The organism is Amylibacter sp. SFDW26 (assembly GCF_009184395.1).
Taxonomy (GTDB): domain Bacteria; phylum Pseudomonadota; class Alphaproteobacteria; order Rhodobacterales; family Rhodobacteraceae; genus Amylibacter.
Map to the genome: position 1 here is coordinate 334868 of NZ_WEIC01000002.1, position 17582 is coordinate 352449.

The 17582-nt window shown below is 46.8% G+C and carries 15 protein-coding genes; 7 read left to right on the forward strand and 8 right to left on the reverse strand.

All coding sequences use genetic code 11. The features are described from left to right. The first annotated feature begins 76 nt into the window (after window positions 1–76). Together dnaK and dnaJ are read left to right on the forward strand one after the other, a co-directional pair. Window positions 77–2002 carry a molecular chaperone DnaK gene (gene dnaK, locus F9L33_RS07900; protein WP_152142219.1) on the forward strand — a complete coding sequence of 642 codons (1926 nt, stop codon included), beginning with the start codon at window positions 77–79 and terminating at the stop codon, window positions 2000–2002. A 69-nt stretch (window positions 2003–2071) separates the two neighbouring features. After that, the gene (dnaJ, locus tag F9L33_RS07905) at window positions 2072–3223 is read left to right on the forward strand and encodes a molecular chaperone DnaJ (RefSeq protein WP_152142220.1); all 1152 of its coding nucleotides are present in this window, start codon (window positions 2072–2074) and stop codon (window positions 3221–3223) included. Window positions 3224–3275: 52 nt separating this feature from the next. Here the strand turns inward: dnaJ and F9L33_RS07910 are convergent, their stop codons facing one another. Continuing rightward, window positions 3276–5546: an NADP-dependent malic enzyme gene (locus F9L33_RS07910; RefSeq protein WP_152142221.1), complete on the reverse strand. Its 2271-nt coding sequence runs from the start codon at window positions 5544–5546 to the stop codon at window positions 3276–3278. A 175-nt stretch (window positions 5547–5721) separates the two neighbouring features. Here F9L33_RS07910 and mutS point away from each other — a divergent pair, with 175 nt between their 5' ends. Next, window positions 5722–8334, forward strand: coding sequence for a DNA mismatch repair protein MutS (gene mutS, locus F9L33_RS07915; RefSeq protein ID WP_152142521.1), 2613 nt, complete (start codon window positions 5722–5724; stop codon window positions 8332–8334). On the opposite strand, the gene F9L33_RS07920 is transcribed toward mutS, so the two are convergent. Genes F9L33_RS07920 through hrcA form a run of 3 tightly spaced genes read right to left on the reverse strand, consistent with a single transcriptional unit; the run spans window position 8331 to window position 10441 of the window. After that, complete coding sequence (locus F9L33_RS07920) at window positions 8331–8723, reverse strand: glyoxalase superfamily protein (RefSeq protein WP_152142222.1); 393 nt, start codon at window positions 8721–8723, stop codon at window positions 8331–8333. The genes mutS and F9L33_RS07920 overlap by 4 nt on opposite strands. A gap of 15 nt (window positions 8724–8738) precedes the next feature. Next, a complete protein-coding gene (grpE, locus tag F9L33_RS07925) occupies window positions 8739–9311 on the reverse strand; it encodes a nucleotide exchange factor GrpE (protein ID WP_152142223.1) in 573 nt (190 codons plus the stop codon). A gap of 17 nt (window positions 9312–9328) precedes the next feature. After that, window positions 9329–10441, reverse strand: a complete 1113-nt coding sequence (hrcA, locus tag F9L33_RS07930; RefSeq protein ID WP_152142224.1) for a heat-inducible transcriptional repressor HrcA — start codon at window positions 10439–10441, stop codon at window positions 9329–9331. A 64-nt stretch (window positions 10442–10505) separates the two neighbouring features. Between hrcA and rph the strand changes: the two genes are divergently transcribed. Genes rph through F9L33_RS07950 form a run of 4 tightly spaced genes read left to right on the forward strand, consistent with a single transcriptional unit; the run spans window position 10506 to window position 13343 of the window. Continuing rightward, on the forward strand, window positions 10506–11219 hold the full coding sequence (gene rph / locus F9L33_RS07935) for a ribonuclease PH (RefSeq protein ID WP_152142225.1): 714 nt from the start codon (window positions 10506–10508) through the stop codon (window positions 11217–11219). A gap of 1 nt (window position 11220) precedes the next feature. Beyond that, on the forward strand, window positions 11221–11829 hold the full coding sequence (rdgB, locus tag F9L33_RS07940) for an RdgB/HAM1 family non-canonical purine NTP pyrophosphatase (RefSeq protein WP_152142226.1): 609 nt from the start codon (window positions 11221–11223) through the stop codon (window positions 11827–11829). Further along, window positions 11822–12979 (forward strand): radical SAM family heme chaperone HemW, encoded by a 1158-nt coding sequence (gene hemW, locus F9L33_RS07945; protein ID WP_152142227.1) that lies wholly within the window; start codon window positions 11822–11824, stop codon window positions 12977–12979. Before rdgB ends, hemW begins: the two co-directional genes overlap by 8 nt. Before the next feature lie 10 nt (window positions 12980–12989). Beyond that, entirely contained in the window at window positions 12990–13343 is a 354-nt protein-coding gene (locus tag F9L33_RS07950) for a YbaN family protein (protein ID WP_152142228.1), read from the forward strand. Here F9L33_RS07950 and F9L33_RS07955 read toward each other — a convergent pair. Genes F9L33_RS07955 through mnmG form a run of 4 tightly spaced genes read right to left on the reverse strand, consistent with a single transcriptional unit; the run spans window position 13318 to window position 17573 of the window. Continuing rightward, on the reverse strand, window positions 13318–14241 hold the full coding sequence (locus tag F9L33_RS07955) for a ParB/RepB/Spo0J family partition protein (protein WP_152142229.1): 924 nt from the start codon (window positions 14239–14241) through the stop codon (window positions 13318–13320). The genes F9L33_RS07950 and F9L33_RS07955 overlap by 26 nt on opposite strands. Then, entirely contained in the window at window positions 14238–15077 is an 840-nt protein-coding gene (locus F9L33_RS07960) for a ParA family protein (RefSeq protein ID WP_152142230.1), read from the reverse strand. Before F9L33_RS07960 ends, F9L33_RS07955 begins: the two co-directional genes overlap by 4 nt. Then, a complete protein-coding gene (gene rsmG / locus F9L33_RS07965) occupies window positions 15070–15705 on the reverse strand; it encodes a 16S rRNA (guanine(527)-N(7))-methyltransferase RsmG (RefSeq protein ID WP_152142231.1) in 636 nt (211 codons plus the stop codon). Before rsmG ends, F9L33_RS07960 begins: the two co-directional genes overlap by 8 nt. Then, a complete protein-coding gene (gene mnmG, locus F9L33_RS07970) occupies window positions 15702–17573 on the reverse strand; it encodes a tRNA uridine-5-carboxymethylaminomethyl(34) synthesis enzyme MnmG (RefSeq protein WP_193221996.1) in 1872 nt (623 codons plus the stop codon). The genes rsmG and mnmG overlap by 4 nt, the downstream gene beginning before the upstream one ends. Between the last annotated feature and the right edge of the window lie 9 nt (window positions 17574–17582).

Consider the following 17582-nt stretch of genomic DNA (forward strand, 5'->3'; position numbering starts at 1 on the left):
ACTGGTTTCTTTTGGGATAAAGATCAGGTGCCGCAATCGGGCCTGGGCTTAATAATCGCCGAGAAAGGAAAACGAAATGGGCAAAGTTATTGGTATCGACCTAGGGACAACAAACTCTTGTGTCGCAATTATGGATGGCTCTCAGCCAAAAGTTATAGAAAATTCAGAAGGTGCGCGTACAACGCCATCTATCGTAGGTTTCACAGATGACGAGCGCTTGGTAGGCCAAGCAGCTAAACGTCAAGCTGTTACAAACCCAGAAAACACACTCTTTGCAGTTAAGCGTTTGATCGGTCGTCGTCGTGACGACAAGCTATTGGCAAAAGATTTGAAAAACTTGCCATACAATGTGATCGACGGCGGTAACGGCGATGCATGGTTGGAAGTTCGTGGCGAGAAATACTCTCCATCACAAGTTTCTGCTTTCATCCTACAAAAAATGAAAGAAACAGCCGAAGGTTACTTAGGCGAAGACGTAACAGAAGCTGTTATCACAGTTCCTGCTTACTTTAACGACGCGCAACGTCAAGCGACGAAAGATGCTGGTAAAATTGCTGGTCTAGATGTTCTGCGTATCATCAACGAACCAACAGCAGCTGCTTTGGCTTATGGCCTAGACAAAGAAGGCACAAAAACAATCGCTGTTTATGACCTTGGTGGTGGTACATTCGACGTATCCATCTTGGAAATCGACGACGGTCTGTTCGAAGTGAAATCAACAAACGGCGACACAATGCTGGGCGGCGAAGACTTTGACATGCGCATCGTTCAGTATTTGGCTGACGAGTTCAAAAAAGAGAACGGCGTTGACCTGACAAAAGACAAAATGGCTCTACAGCGTTTGAAAGAAGCTGCTGAAAAAGCTAAAATCGAATTGTCATCTTCTACACAAACAGAGATCAACCAACCGTTTATCTCTATGGATCCAAATGGCGGTCAGCCATTGCACCTTGTGTTGAAATTAACACGTGCAAAATTGGAAAGCCTTGTTGCTGACCTGATCAAACGTTCAATGAAACCATGTGAAGCTGCACTGAAAGACGCTGGCATTTCTAAATCAGAAATCGACGAAGTTGTTCTTGTTGGTGGTATGACACGTATGCCAAAGGTTATGGACGAAGTGACTAAGTTCTTCGGTAAAGAACCAAACAAAGGTGTGAACCCAGACGAAGTTGTGGCCATGGGTGCTGCAATTCAAGCGGGTGTTCTTCAGGGCGACGTAACTGACGTTGTTCTTTTGGACGTGACACCACTTTCACTTGGTATCGAAACTTTGGGCGGTGTGTTCACACGATTGATCGATCGCAACACAACGATCCCAACGAAGAAATCACAAGTTTTCTCAACTGCGGAAGACAACCAAAACGCTGTAACCATCCGCGTGTTCCAAGGTGAACGCGAAATGGCAATGGATAACAAAATTCTTGGTCAGTTTAACCTAGAAGATATCCCACCAGCACCACGTGGTTTGCCGCAAATCGAAGTGACTTTCGATATTGATGCCAACGGTATCGTATCTGTGTCTGCAAAAGACAAAGGCACGAACAAAGAGCAAAACATCACGATCCAAGCATCTGGTGGCCTGTCAGATGACGACATCGAAAACATGGTACGCGAAGCGGAAGAAAACGCTGAAGCTGATAAAGAGCGTAAAGATTTGGTGGAAGCTAAGAATACAGGTGAAAGCCTTATTCACAGCACTGAAAAATCTGTTGAAGAGCACGGCGATAAAGTTGATCCGACAACGATCGAAGTTATCGAACTGGCAATCAAAGTTCTGAATGAAGCTTTGGAAACAGAAGATGCTGGCAAAATCCAAGCGCGCACTCAAGACCTGACAGAAGCTGCAATGAAACTTGGCGAGGCGATTTACAAGTCGCAACAAGAAGAAGCAGAACCTGAAGCACCAGAAGGTTTTGGTGAAACAGACGAAGGTCCACGCGGCGTAGACGAAGATATCGTTGATGCGGACTTTGAAGATCTTGGCAACAAAGACCGGTAAAACGCTCTTTCCTGAATTTCGCTAAAGGTGGGCCCGAAAGGGTCCCCTTTTCGCGTATAGGAGGCAACTATGTCTAAAAGTGATTATTACGACCTTCTTGGGGTTTCCAAGGGTGCGACAGACGCCGAGATCAAAAAAGCTTACCGTAAAAAAGCGATGGAACTTCATCCTGACCGTAATAAGGATGACGCATCAGCCGAAGGTAAGTTCAAAGAAGTAAACGAAGCTTACGACGCATTAAAAGACCCAGAGAAAAAAGCAGCATACGATCGTTACGGTCATGCAGCATTCGAAGGTGGCATGGGCGGCGGTGGCGGCTTTGGTGGTCGCGGCGGTGGTCATGGTGACTTTGGTTCTGCATTCTCAGATGTATTCGATGATCTATTCGGCGATATGATGGGTGGTCGTGGCGGACGCGGTGGTGGGCAACGCCCAGCGCGCGGGTCTGATTTACGTTATAACTTAAGCGTATCTCTAGAAGATGCTTTCACAGGCAAACAAGAAACCATCAATGTAAACAGTTCTGTAAACTGTGACAGCTGTTCAGGCACAGGCGCAGAGGGCGGTTCAGAACCCTCAACATGCCCAACTTGTTCTGGCATGGGTAAAGTCCGCGCACAGCAAGGCTTCTTTACTGTAGAACGTACATGTCCGACCTGTAATGGCCGCGGTAGTATCATAACGAACCCTTGTAAAGTTTGTGATGGTTCCGGTCGTCAGCAACGTGAGCGTTCACTTAGCGTGAACATTCCGGCTGGTGTTGAAACAGGCACACGCATTCGTTTAGCTGGCGAAGGTGAAGCAGGAACACGAGGTGGCCCGACAGGTGATCTGTATATTTTTATAGAAGTAGAAGAGCACGATCTATTCGAGCGTGAAGGCCCTAATCTTTACTGTCGCGTCCCTGTCGCAATGACTAAGGCCGCATTGGGCGGTGAAATTGAAGTACCAACAATTGATGGTGGTAAAAGCCGTGTAAAAGTTCCTGCGGGATCACAAGCTGGCACGCAAATGCGTCTACGTGGCAAAGGCATGCCTGGTTTACGCAGCAATGCAAAAGGTGATTTGTTCCTAGAAATAGGCGTTGAAACACCTGTGAATCTATCATCCAAGCAAAAAGAACTCCTGAAAGAGTTTGAATCACTTGGCGAAGACAATAGTCCAGAAAGCAAAGATTTCTTTAGCACAGTTAAAAGCTTTTGGGACGGTATGAAGGGTTAATCAATTGGCCTTGGGATTACCCAAGGCCAAGCCCATATTTATCAGAAGGGTCCTAACCCTTCATTCTTTCCACATCACAAGACGCCATAACGGCCATATTCAAAATATCATTCGATGATGATGTTGTAGAACACAGCTGAATTGGCTTTTCGATACCTGACATGATTGGGCCAATCACAGTCGCACCACCCAATTCTTGCATCATTTTAACAGAGATCGATGCAGAATGGCGTGCAGGCACAACCAAAATATTTGCAGGGCCTGTCAAACGTGAAAACGGGTAATCCGCTTGGATTTCACTGTTCAGAGCAACATCAACTGTCATTTCACCTTCGTATTCAAAATCAACACCGCGTGCGTCTAATACTTCAGCAGCATTGTGCATTTTTTCTGCGCGCTCTGATTCAGGATAACCAAAGTTCGAAAAACTAACGAATGCAACACGTGGTTCTAGCCCCATAGTTCTCGCCACTTTAGCAGCGTGTTCAGCGATATCAGCCAAATCATTTTCATCAGGCCATTCGTTCACCAATGTATCAGATACGAGCACGATGCGACCATTTTTCAGGATCGCGTTCACACCAACAACACCATCACCTGGCGCAACATCAAATACATGGCTTAACAGGTTCAGAACGTGTGCTGATTTTTTCGTAGCACCCGTTACCAATGCATCCGCATGTCCATGTTGTACCATCAAGGCTGCAAAAACATGGCGGTCACGTGAAGCTAATTTATGAACATCATTGGCATCATAGCCTTTACGTTTCAAACGGTCGTAAAGAAACTCTTTGTATGTTTCCAAATGATCCGAAATCTTAGCGTTGATAATCTCAATCTCATCATATGCATCTGCCATGCCAGCTTCTGCTAATTTCGCTTTAACGTCATCCTCACGACCCACAACAATCGCATGACCAAGACCAGAACGCGCATATGAAACAGCTGCGCGCAGTACTTTCGGGTCTTGGCCTTCAGCAAATAACATGCGTGCTTGATTGTTACGCGCACGAATAAACATAGACTGCAAAATTGATGCCGCTGGATCCAAACGGGATTTCAAATCCAGTTCATACGCATCCATATCAATGATCGGGCGGCGTGCTACACCAGTGTTCATGCCAGCCTTAGCAACAGCAGGCGGAATAATATGGATCAAACGCGGATCAAATGGTGTTGGGATAATATAATCAGGGCCAAACTTCAGACTTTTACCATATGCAAGCGCCACCTCATCTGGCACATCAGCCTGCGCCAGCTCTGCCAATGCCTGCGCACATGCAATTTTCATTTCTTCGTTGATAGAACGCGCATGAATATCCAACGCACCGCGGAACAAATAGGGGAAACACAACACGTTGTTCACTTGGTTTGGATAATCCGAACGACCCGTTGCAACAATTGCATCAGGGCGCACTTCACGCGCCTCTTCTGGCGTAATCTCTGGGTCTGGGTTTGCCATCGCAAAAATAACTGGATTTGGCGCCATCGCCTTAACCATCTCTTGCGTCACAGCACCCTTGGCAGACACACCAAGGAAAACATCAGCACCGTCCATTGCTTCGATCAATGTGCGTTTTTCTGTCTTAATCGCATGTGCAGATTTCCATTGATTCATACCCTCAGTACGACCTTGGTAAATCACACCTTTCGTATCACAGATAACGCAATTTTCATGCTTAGCACCCATTGCCTTAATCAGTTCAAGACAAGCAATACCTGCCGCACCCGCACCGTTCAAAACAACTTTAACATCTTCGATTTTCTTTTTACTGATCTTCAACGCATTCAGCAAACCAGCCGCACAAATCACAGCCGTACCATGTTGGTCATCATGGAACACTGGAATGTCCATCAACTCTTTCAGCTCTTGTTCAATGATAAAACATTCTGGTGCTTTGATATCTTCCAGATTGATGCCGCCAAAGCTTGGGCCCATCAATTTTACTGCATTGATAAAATCATTCGCATCTTGCGTGTCCAGCTCAAGGTCAATCGAGTTTACATCGGCAAACCGCTTAAACAGAACGGATTTACCTTCCATCACAGGTTTAGACGCCAATGCGCCAAGATTACCCAAACCCAAAATCGCAGAACCGTTTGAAATAACAGCAACCATGTTGCCCTTGGACGTATAATCATATGCTGTTTCTGGATTTTCAGCGATCGCTTCAACAGGAACGGCCACACCTGGAGAATAGGCCAATGACAAATCACGTTGTGTCGCCATCGCAGTGGACGGGACGATCTCAATTTTACCTGGTGTTGGCTCTAAATGGTAATTTAAAGCTTCTTCGTTCGTAATTGTGCGGTTTTTTGTCATTTTTTCATTATCCGTAGATGTAATTTTTTACATCCGAATGGTTCTAAGAGTTAATTTAAGAAGATACAAGAAACTTTACCGTATGACCTTTCCCATTGAATCCGAGTTTAGTAGTCTAACCTAAATTAGCCTTGGGGATCAAAAAGTGTCAGCGCCAAAAAGTGCCGTAACGCCAATGATGGCGCAATTTCTAGAGATCAAAGCAGAGTATCCAGACGCTTTGTTGTTCTACCGTATGGGTGATTTTTACGAGATGTTTTTTGATGATGCTGTGAACGCAGCAGAGGCATTGGACATCGCGCTAACAAAGCGTGGCAAACATAACGGCGATGACATTCCAATGTGCGGTGTGCCACATCATGCTGCCGAAGGATATTTCCTAACACTCATCCGCAAAGGCTTTCGCGTTGCTGTCTGTGAACAATTAGAAAGCCCTGCCGAAGCTAAAAAACGCGGCTATAAAGCCGTCGTTAAGCGTGGTGTTGTGCGTCTCGTAACCCCTGGCACATTGACCGAAGACAGCTTGTTGAATGCACGCCAACATAACTTCTTATGCAGTTTTTCAAATATTCGTGGCGAATGCGCTTTATCTTGGGTCGATGTATCTACAGGTGACTTTTATGTGCAAACTTTGGACCCTACCAAACTAGGTCCGCTTTTGGCGCGCCTTGCGCCAAAAGAGGTTCTGATTTCCGAAACTTCCGATTTAGACCTGCAAGAACAGATCGAAGAAATCGGATGTTCCGCCACAACATTATCACGCGCCAGCTTTGATAGTGATTTAGCCGTAAAGCGTTTAGGCGATTTGTTTAATGTGAAAACATTAGATGGCTTTGGCACCTTCAGCCGCCCCGAACTGTCCTGCCTTGGCGCCATCGTTGATTATCTGGACATCACCCAAAAGGGTAAACTACCGCTGCTGCATCCACCCGTTCAAGAGCGCAATGATGCAGGTGTTCACATTGATGCCGCCACGCGTCGCAACTTAGAAATCACACGGTCATTGTCTGGCGAAAAATCGGGCGCATTGCTTCAAGCAATTGACCGCACAGTCACAGGGGCAGGCGGGCGCTTGTTAGAAATTCGCCTGACGAATCCTTCGACAGACATCACAACCATCAGCAATCGTTTGGATTCTGTAACTTACTTTTCCGATCAACCCGACAAACGCGACCTTGCACGTAATTTGTTAAAACAAGTGCCTGACATCAGCCGCGCCTTATCACGCCTCTCACTGGAACGCGGCGGTCCGCGTGATTTAGAAGCTATTAAAAATGGCCTGACCCAAGCAGATGCATTCTTGCAGAAATTCCCTTCAGAGGATTTGCCGAACAATCTGCAGCAAACATTCAAAAGCTTGCAAACCAATCCGAAAATTGTGGAGCTACTTGGCAATGCCATCAAAACAGAGCCGCCTTTACTAACACGTGACGGTGGATTTGTGGAAACGGGCTATAATGACGAATTGGATGAGCTCCGCACGCTGCGCGACGAAGGCCGCAAAGTCATCCTTGGTCTACAAGCGAATTATACAGAGCTGACAAGCATCACTGCGCTAAAAATCAAGCACAACAATGTGCTGGGTTATTTCATCGAAACGCCTGCAACCCATGCCGAAAAAATGCTGGGCGAGCCATTCTCAGAAACATTTATCCACCGCCAAACAACCGCCAATGCCGTGCGTTTCACAACTGTTGAATTGTCCGAGCTAGAAACGAAAATCCTAAATGCTGGTGGGCGTATTTTAGAGCTGGAAAAAGAAATTTTCAGCGATGTTGCCCGTTTTGTTTTAAACAACGCGCCAGAGATTGCGAACTGTGCCAAATCATTGGCAGAAATAGACGTTCACGCAGCCTTCGCCGATTTATGCATTGCCGAAAACTGGACGCGCCCCACATTAACCAACGGATTAGAGTTCGAAATCGTTGGTGGTCGTCACCCCGTTGTAGAAATGGCATTGCGTAAAGAAGCCTCTGGTCATTTCGTAGCAAATGACTGTGACTTATCCGCAGGCAAAGCAGACAAAAAACCTGTTTGGCTGCTCACGGGCCCAAACATGGCTGGTAAATCTACATTCCTACGTCAAAATGCATTGATCGCAATTCTTGCGCAAATCGGCAGTTATGTGCCAGCAACCTCTGCCAAAATTGGCGTGGTTTCCCAAATATTCTCTCGCGTGGGCGCATCTGATGATTTAGCGCGTGGGCGTTCTACATTCATGGTCGAAATGGTCGAAACCGCTGCCATCCTAAACCAAGCAGGCGAACGCGCTTTGGTTATTCTAGATGAAATCGGACGCGGTACAGCAACCTATGATGGCCTATCAATTGCATGGGCTACATTGGAACATCTGCACGACGTCAATAAATGCCGCTGCCTGTTTGCAACACACTATCACGAACTAACTGGACTATCCTCTAAACTCACAGGACTTACCAATGCAACCGTTGCTGTTCGCGAATGGGAAGGGGACATCATATTCTTACACGAAGTACGCCAAGGATCCGCCGATCGGTCTTATGGTGTACAGGTCGCCAAGCTTGCAGGACTACCGTCAGCCGTTATCGAACGTGCCAGAACTGTTTTGGAAAAGCTGGAATCAGGTGATCAAAAATCTGCATCAGGCTTAATCGAAGAGCTGCCCTTGTTTTCCGCAACACCACCACCCGCACCAATGCTGCAAAAATCAAGCGCTGTTGAGGATTATCTGGCAGACGTCACGCCAGATAATTTAAGCCCACGTGAGGCATTAGACATTCTCTATAAACTAAAAAATCTCGAGGATTAAAGCCCGGGCCCAGCTTCACCAGGTGACAAATCCTGACCAAAGCATAGCAGATTACCATCAAGGTCTTTCACCTCAAGATCACGACACCCATAAAAGCGATCCATAGCTTCGCGCTCTAATTTTACACCATTGCTTTGGATTTGATCGGCGTAAGCATCCACATCTTCAACATAGAAATATGTTGCCCATGGTCCAGGTGGTGTAACTTTCTTAACCACCTGCAAACCAACCGTGATGTCATCCATGCGCACAATCGCAAATGTTGGCACGCCATCATCTTCAGTCCATTTACCTGCAAGGGTAAATCCAAGGCCACTCACAAAAAACTCTGCTGTTTTATCAACATCAGTCACTGCCAAAACTGGCATAGAACGGTGGCCCTGTTTCATAACGATTCCTCTGTGCTATACAGTGGATGATACCCCAACTTGGGCAGCGCGCAACAGGCGATCACCAATCATAAAGCCTTGGCTCATCACCTGAATGATGTGGCCGCCCTTGATATCTGGAACAGGAGCTTCGAACATTGCTTCGTGGATTTGCGGATCAAACTTATCACCTACCTCTGGCAATACAGCTTCAATCTTATGTTGCTTAAACACGTTCAACAATTCACGCTGTGTCAGCTCGATACCTTCGATCAAGGCTTTTGATGCTTCGCGCTGCTCATCACCAATCGTATCCAATGCACGTGTCATGTTGTCATAAACAGACAGCATATCTTTCGCCAAACGCGCACCGCCATAAACTTCGGCATCACGGCGATTGCGTTCGCCACGTTTCCGCTGGTTTTCAGCCTCTGCCAAAGCACGCATAACACGGTCTTTCAACTCTTCGTTTTCTTGACGCAGTGCATCATTTTCAGAAAGCTCTACGCCTTCTTCGCTGATATCGATTTCTTCAAAATCCTCGATATCGTCCAAGTTCAATTCAGTCACGTTATCTTCTACTTCTACTTCTTGTTTTTCGTCAGCCATTTTCTTTGCCTTCGTGCCTATTTCGACAACATGCGCCCCATCAGTTGCGCAGTATAATCAACAATCGGAACAATCCGACCATAATTCAGACGTGTCGGACCAATAACACCGACAGCGCCAATAATTTTCCGTTCAGAGTTCATATAAGGAGAAACCACCAAAGAGCTACCCGAAAGTGAAAATAATTTGTTTTCTGAGCCAATAAAAATGCGCACACCCTCACCTTGCTCGGATAAGGACAAGAATTCGGTGATTTCCCGCTTCTGTTCCAGATCATCAAACAGCTCTTTGATGCGATCCAAATCTTGCTGAGTCGATGCCTCATCCAACAGGTTAGAGCGTCCGCGCACAATCAAACGCGCCTCTGATCCATCATCGGATGACCAGCTGGCAACACCTTCTTCAATCAGGCTTTGCGCCAAAACATCCAATTCACGGCGGTGCTTTTCAATTTGTGCCGCCAGTACTGTACGCAATTCACTTAACGTGTGACCCGATACAATCGAATTCACAAAATTCGCCGCTTCACGCATCGACGATTGTGTTTGACCAGGGGGCGGTGTGAAAACACGGTTTTCAACTTCACCATCCACCATAACCAATACTACAATCGCACGGTCAGCTGTAAGCGGTACAAATTCAATATGTTTAATCGGCGTTTCAGATTTGGGTGCCAAAACCACACTTGCCGTTTGCGTCAACCCAGACAGCAATGATCCAGCTTTATCCAACATGGAAGCCATTTCATTTTCTTCTGGTGCTATGGATGATTCGATTTGTTTTCGTTCTTGGTTGGACAGATCACCCACTTCTAACAAGCCATCCACAAACATCCGCAATCCTTGTTGCGTTGGAATGCGGCCAGCGGAAACATGTGGGCTGTCCAACAAACCCAGATACTCTAAATCCTGCATAACATTGCGAATTGTCGCTGCAGAAACTTGTTCTTGCAGGGATCTGGTCAATGTGCGCGACCCCACAGGATCGCCCGTTTCCAGATACGATTCCACCAACAACCGAAAAACCTCGCGGCTACGGTCGTTTAAATTGGCAATCGGACTGACAGGCAAATCAACCAAGGGTTCGTTCCACTGTTTAAAGCCTGTTATTTCTATTGTTTGCAGCAACATTGGTCAATCGACCTTTGCACCTTTGTGATCAAACGGGTATCACTCTGAAAAAAGGAATTTAGCTATGCGCCCATCAAACAGAGCCACCGACGAAATGCGCAGCATTGTTGTCGAAACAAACATCACAAAACACGCCCAAGGATCATGTCTGATCAAATGCGGCGACACACATGTTTTGTGTACAGCATCTGTCGAAGAGCGCGTTCCACCGTTCATGCGCAACAGCGGTTTGGGTTGGGTCACAGGCGAATACGGAATGTTGCCGGGCGCCACAAACACACGCAACCGCCGCGAAGCAACAGCAGGCAAACAATCTGGCCGCACACAAGAAATCCAACGGTTGATCGGTCGGTCATTACGTGCGGGCGTTGACCGCGTTGCATTAGGCGAGCGTCAAATCACAGTCGACTGTGATGTTATTCAGGCAGACGGCGGCACACGCTGTGCATCCATCACAGGTGGCTGGATCGCATTGCGTTTGGCAGTAAACGGATTGATGGAGCAGGGCTTGATCAAAGACGATCCATTGATGGGTCACGTTGCTGCCGTTAGCTGTGGCATCTACGGTGGGCAACCTGTTTTGGATTTGGACTATGCCGAAGACAGCGAAGCTGGCACAGATGCAAACTTTGTAATGACAGACAGCAACGGCTTGATCGAAATCCAAGGCTCTGCCGAAGGCGCAACATTCTCGCGCGACGAATTCAACGCGCTGATGGATTTGGCTGAAAAAGGCACAGCCGCATTAGTTGCAGCACAAAAAGCAGCAACATCTTAATATGCGTAAACTAACCGAAGAAAAACTAGTTCTAGCATCCCATAACAAAGGGAAACTGATTGAAATTGCGGAGTTGCTAAAACCCTTTGGCAAATCCGTCGTTTCAGCAGGGGACTTAGGCTTCGAAGAACCGGCCGAAACCGAAGACACATTCGAAGGTAACGCACGCATCAAAGCACATTTCGCCGCCAAATCCTCTGGCTTGCCAGCCTTATCAGATGACAGCGGTATCGAGATAAAATCATTGGGCAACGCCCCTGGTGTTTATTCCGCAGATTGGGCCGAAACAGTTAATGGTCGCGATTTTCCAATGGCCATGGAAAAAATCTGGAACATGCTAGAAGCGAAAAGAGCGCATCGCCCCTACAAAGCACGTTTCGTATGTGTGCTGTGTATCGCTTGGCCAGATGGGCACGATGAAATTTTCCGCGGCACCGTTGATGGCACAATCGTTTGGCCGATGCGCGGGGCAAACGGATTTGGCTACGATCCCATTTTCCAACCCATGGGCAGGTTGGAAACATTCGGCGAAATGGACCCAGCAGAAAAACACGCGATGAGCCATCGCGCGGATGCATTCAACAAACTCATAGAGTGTTTAAGTGACTGAAGATTGGCAAAATGGCGGCTTTGGCATTTATGTCCACTGGCCTTTTTGCCAATCCAAATGCCCCTATTGCGATTTCAATTCGCACGTACGCCAAAACATTGACCACTCTGTATGGAAAGATGCGCTGTTATCCGAACTGCGTCACGCCGCACTATTAACGCCTGATCGTTCTGTTCAATCCATATTCTTTGGCGGCGGCACACCCAGTCTGATGGCACCAGAAACTGTAGGAGCCATCATTGATGAAGTCGCCAAGCTCTGGCATATTGGAAATGACGTTGAGGTCACTTTAGAAGCAAACCCCACATCCATCGAAGCGGGCAAATTCGCCGCCTTTAACACAGCAGGTATCAATCGCGTCTCTATGGGTGCCCAAGCCTTGAACGATCGTGACCTACAACGCCTTGGGCGACTTCATACGGCAGCAGAAGCAATACAAGCCTTTGATATTGCTAAAGAAAACTTCAAACGTGTTAGCTTTGATCTAATCTATGCCCGCCAAGATCAATCCCTTTCCGATTGGCAGGCTGAATTAACCAAAGCCCTTGGATTAGCCATTGATCACCTCTCTTTATACCAGCTCACAATTGAAAACGGCACCAGATTTGGCGAACTTTATGACAGAGGCAAACTCTTGGGCCTACCAGATGATGGATTGGCCGCTGATATGTATCAAGCCACCCAAGACATTTGCGCAACGGCTGGCCTAAACGCCTATGAGGTTTCAAACCACGCAAAAGCAGGATCAGAGTCGCGCCACAATTTAATCTATTGGCGCTACGGGGATTACGTTGGCATCGGCCCAGGCGCACATGGGCGCATCACACATGATGGCATCAAACAAGCAACCGAAGCGCTGCGATCACCCGAAGATTGGCTTAATACAGTTCAAAACAAAGGATCTTCGTTTGTGATCACGGATAAGATTTCCAAAACAGATCAAGCCGAAGAATACTTAATGATGTCACTGCGCCTATCCGAAGGCACAGACCTTGCGCGATTTAAAACCTTGTCAGGGTGCGCATTAGATACAAATAAAATTGATGACCTTACATCTTTAAATCTTGTTCAAAAAACGGATGATAGGCTTATCGCAACATCCAAAGGACGGATGATTTTAAACTCAGTTCTAAAAGAGCTGTTAACCTGAACGGAAAACAATGCGCGGCATTTGGTTTATCGCTGGCTGGATTTCAGTTGCCATCGGCATCATTGGTGTAGTGTTGCCTTTGTTACCAACCGTTCCACTCTTGTTGCTGGCTGCTATTTGTTTTGCCAAGTCATCCGACAGGGCACATGACTGGTTGATGAATCACAAAACCCTTGGCCCACCTATTCATGATTGGCAAAGAAGCGGGTCAATCAAACGATCAGCAAAAATTTCAGCTACAGCATGTATTGCTGCAGCTTTTATCATTTCATTATTTTTAGGCGTCGCATGGTGGGCGCTTTGTTTGCAAGCAGCCGTATTATGCTGCGTTGCAACTTTTATTTGGACCCGCCCAGAGGTCTAGACGATAACAATTGGCACAGCTCATCAAGCTGATCCAAAGATTTATATGAAATGGTAATACCACCACCGCCTGTTCCATCTTTATGGTCAATGGAAACCTTCATATTCAAATTCGCAGCCAAATCATTTTCCAATACAACAGTATCAGCGTCTTTTTCTCTACGCGGCGCAGCATTCTTTGGCTTCGATTCGGCATCCGCAGATGCACGCACCAAACGTTCCGTTTCACGTACAGACAATCCTTTTGCCACAACCATAGCTGCTAATTTCGACGGGTTATCCGCCGTAACCATTGCCCGCGCATGACCAGATGATAATTGCCCGGCCCGCAACAATGCCAAAACATCGTCTGGCAAACTCAACAAACGCAGAATATTCGCAATATGACTGCGGCTCTTGCCCAAAGCTTTCGCTAATTTTTCCTGCGTATGCCCATAACTGTCCATCAATTGGCGAAAACCAAGCGCTTCTTCGACTGGATTCAGGTCAGAACGCTGCACATTCTCGATAATTGCGACTTCTAACACCTCTGTGTCGTCCATCTCGCGGATAATAATCGGTATATCATGCACGAGCGCGATCTGAGAGGCCCTCCAGCGACGCTCTCCAGCGATGATTTGGTACAGATTTTCGTCTTTTGGGTCTGTCCGAACGATAATTGGCTGAATCACACCCTTCTCAGAAATCGAAGATGCCAACTCTTCCAGCTCTTTTTGGCCAAAATCTTGACGTGGCTGATCAGGGTTTGGTCTGACCTTTTCAATCGGAACCACAATATCTGACTTTACAGCTGTATTTGTGCTGGATGGCTCGTTTTCAGCACTCACTTCTGGCTCAATATCTGCCATCAAAGCCGATAAACCGCGGCCAAGACCTCTTTTTTCTGGTTTTCTACTCATTTTTCTTTTAATTCCAATGGCTTAGATGGTTTTTTACTGTTTTCACGGCGCACAAACTCAGCCGCCAGTCGTCTATAGGCAATGCTACCCCTGCTTGACTTGTCATACAAGATACCAGGCAGCCCATAAGATGGCGCTTCACTCAAACGTACGTTTCTAGGAACAATCGTCTCATAAACCAATGCACCTAGGTTTTCACGCACATCACGCTCTACCTGACCAGATAGATTATTACGCTTATCGTGCATGGTCAGTACAACCCCTTCAAAAACAAGGGTTTTATTCAAGTTGTCGCGCACTTCACGCACAGTTAACATAAGCTGAGACAAGCCTTCCAACGCAAAAAACTCGCACTGCAATGGCACCAGCACAGAATTACTGGCGGCAAGGGCGTTCAACGTCAACAAGTTCAGCGACGGCGGGCAATCGATAATAACATATTCAATGCCCGACTGTTCTAATCGTGCACTAGCAATGGATTCTTTCAGGCGCAAAATTCTGCGTCGATCATCAACCAACTCAACGTCAGCAGAGCTTAAATCAGTTGTAGATGGCGCAAGATACAGGTTTTCAATGCCTGTTTCGACAATACAATCATAAATCGGCATTTCCTCAACCAAAACATCATACATCGTAACTTTGCGGCTTTTCGCGTCCACACCAAGCCCAGTAGAGGCATTTCCTTGCGGATCAAAGTCAATTATCAAGCATTTACGCCCAGAAAGCGCCAATGCTGCGCCCAAATTGATTGCAGTCGTAGTTTTACCAACACCACCCTTTTGGTTGGCTACAGATATGATTTTAGGGCTTTTTGCCACTTTTTCCTGCTCAGACACGGTCAATATTCCAGATTTTCAGAATTTCGCCTGCGGAATCAGAGATACTTTTCGTTGTCTCTGACTGAAACCGCCACGATTCTTGTGCGTTTTTTACTTCAATAGCACACCCTTGGCCTTTCAAGAACAGGCAAAAAGCGTCCTGTTTTAAAAATTTTCCTGACATTTCCAGTAGTTTATCTACGGATGCTAATGCCCGTGCCGAAACAACATCTGCGTTTATTTCAGGTGCATTTTCAATACGGCACGTATGAACAGTGGTGTTTAAAGATGTTTCACGTGAAACATTTCGCAAAAACGCACATTTGCGCGCATCGCTTTCAATCATGTGAAATTCCATATCTGGCGCCTGATGTTTGGCTATAATTGCCAAAACCAAGGCCGGAAAGCCGCCACCAGACCCTAAATCCACCCAATTTTCGACATTTTCAGGCCGATACGCCCATACCTGTGCAGAATCGAGGATATGCCGCGCCCACAGCTCATCTATTGTCGATTTGCTAACCAAATTGATAGTTTTATTCCATTTCACCAGCAACTCAGCCAGTTTTTCCAGATCTGCCATTGTTTCACGTGAAACATTTAGATCATCAAGCAAAATAGATTTAGCAGCACTTTCAGATATCATGCGCGCTTTTTAGACTGAGCAAGCCTAATCTTTCCAAGCAAAAGCGTTAATGCAGCAGGGGTCATCCCATCAATACGACCAGCCTGTGCAAGCGTAGAGGGCTGAACTGTGGTTAATTTTTGCTGCAATTCATTAGAAAGCCCTGGAATCCCTTTATAAGAAAAACCTTCCGGTATTTTCAGGTTTTCATCACGGCGCATCGCCGCCACATCGTTTTTCTGGCGATCAATGTAATGGACATACATCGCGTCTTTTTCCACCTGTTGGGCGATTTCATCGTCCAAATCAGCCAACTCAGGCCATATTTTCGATAAAACACCCAAATCAATGTCCTTAAAGGACAACAAATCCAACGCCTTACGTTTTACGCCGTCCTTATTGATCTTGATGTCATATTTGGCAGCCTCGGTCGGTGACAGTGATTTATCAGACAACATATCATTGGCTAAATGAAGTTTTTCCATCTTGGTTTCAAAGGCCGTTTTGCGCGCTTCTTTCACCAAGCCAACCTCAATACCCTTCTTTGTCAGGCGCTGATCGGCATTATCCGCCCGCAAAGACAGGCGATATTCGGCACGCGATGTAAACATACGATACGGCTCTGTGACACCACGGGTAGTAAGATCATCGATCATAACCCCAATATATGCCTCTGCGCGGTCAAAATAGACGGGCTCATTACCCAACACTTTACGCGCCGCATTCAGGCCAGCAACCAAGCCTTGGGCGGCTGCTTCTTCATATCCTGTGGTACCATTTATTTGGCCAGCCAGATAAAGACCTGGCACATCTTTCAATTCCAAAGTTGCCTTCAGCGCGCGGGGATCAATGTAATCATATTCAATCGCATAGCCCGGTTGCAGGATTTTCACATTCTCCAAACCCACAATAGACGTCACATAGGCCTCTTGCACATCAACAGGCAAAGATGTGGAAATACCGTTTGGATAGATCGTGTGATCGTTCAAACCTTCAGGTTCTAGGAAAATCTGATGCGAATCTTTATCTGCAAACCGTACAATCTTATCTTCGATAGACGGGCAATAACGTGGGCCTACACCATCAATATGCCCGCCATACATCGCAGAGCGCGATAGGTTTTTTTCTATAATTTCATGGGTTTTCGCATTTGTGTGGGTGATTCCACACTCTACTTGATCCACAAATGCTTTCTTATGCAGGAACGAAAACAACACAGGATCATCATCCGCTGGCTGTGTTTCCAAACCTTCCCAATTGATCGTACGACCATCAAGACGCGGGGGGGTGCCCGTTTTCAAACGCCCCATCGGTAAATTGAACCCATCAAGGCGCTCTGCCAAAGGAATAGCAGGGGCGTCGCCCATGCGCCCACCCGGGGTCGCAACATCGCCCACATGGATCACACCACGCAAGAATGTGCCTGTTGTTAGCACAACAGCACCCGCTTTAACCTCTGATCCGTCTTTTAAAATGACACCAGAAACAACATCATCTGCTTGAATAAGATCAGCGACTTCCGCTTCGATCACATCCAAACCATCTGTGTTTTTAAACTCTTCTTGCATCGCAGCACGGTACAATGCACGGTCTGCTTGGGTACGCGGCCCTTGAACAGCTGGTCCTTTACGGCGGTTAAGCATGCGAAACTGGATACCTGCCTTATCAGCAACGCGACCCATGACACCGTCAAGCGCATCGATTTCGCGCACCAAGTGGCCCTTACCAAGGCCGCCAATCGCAGGGTTACAAGACATCTCGCCGATGGTGGAAAACTTATGGGTGATCAGGGCGGTTTTCGCGCCCGCACGCCACGCGGCCTGTGCTGCATCCGCACCCGCGTGTCCGCCACCGATTACAATTACGTCGTAATGTTTCACGTGAAACAATCCTAAATA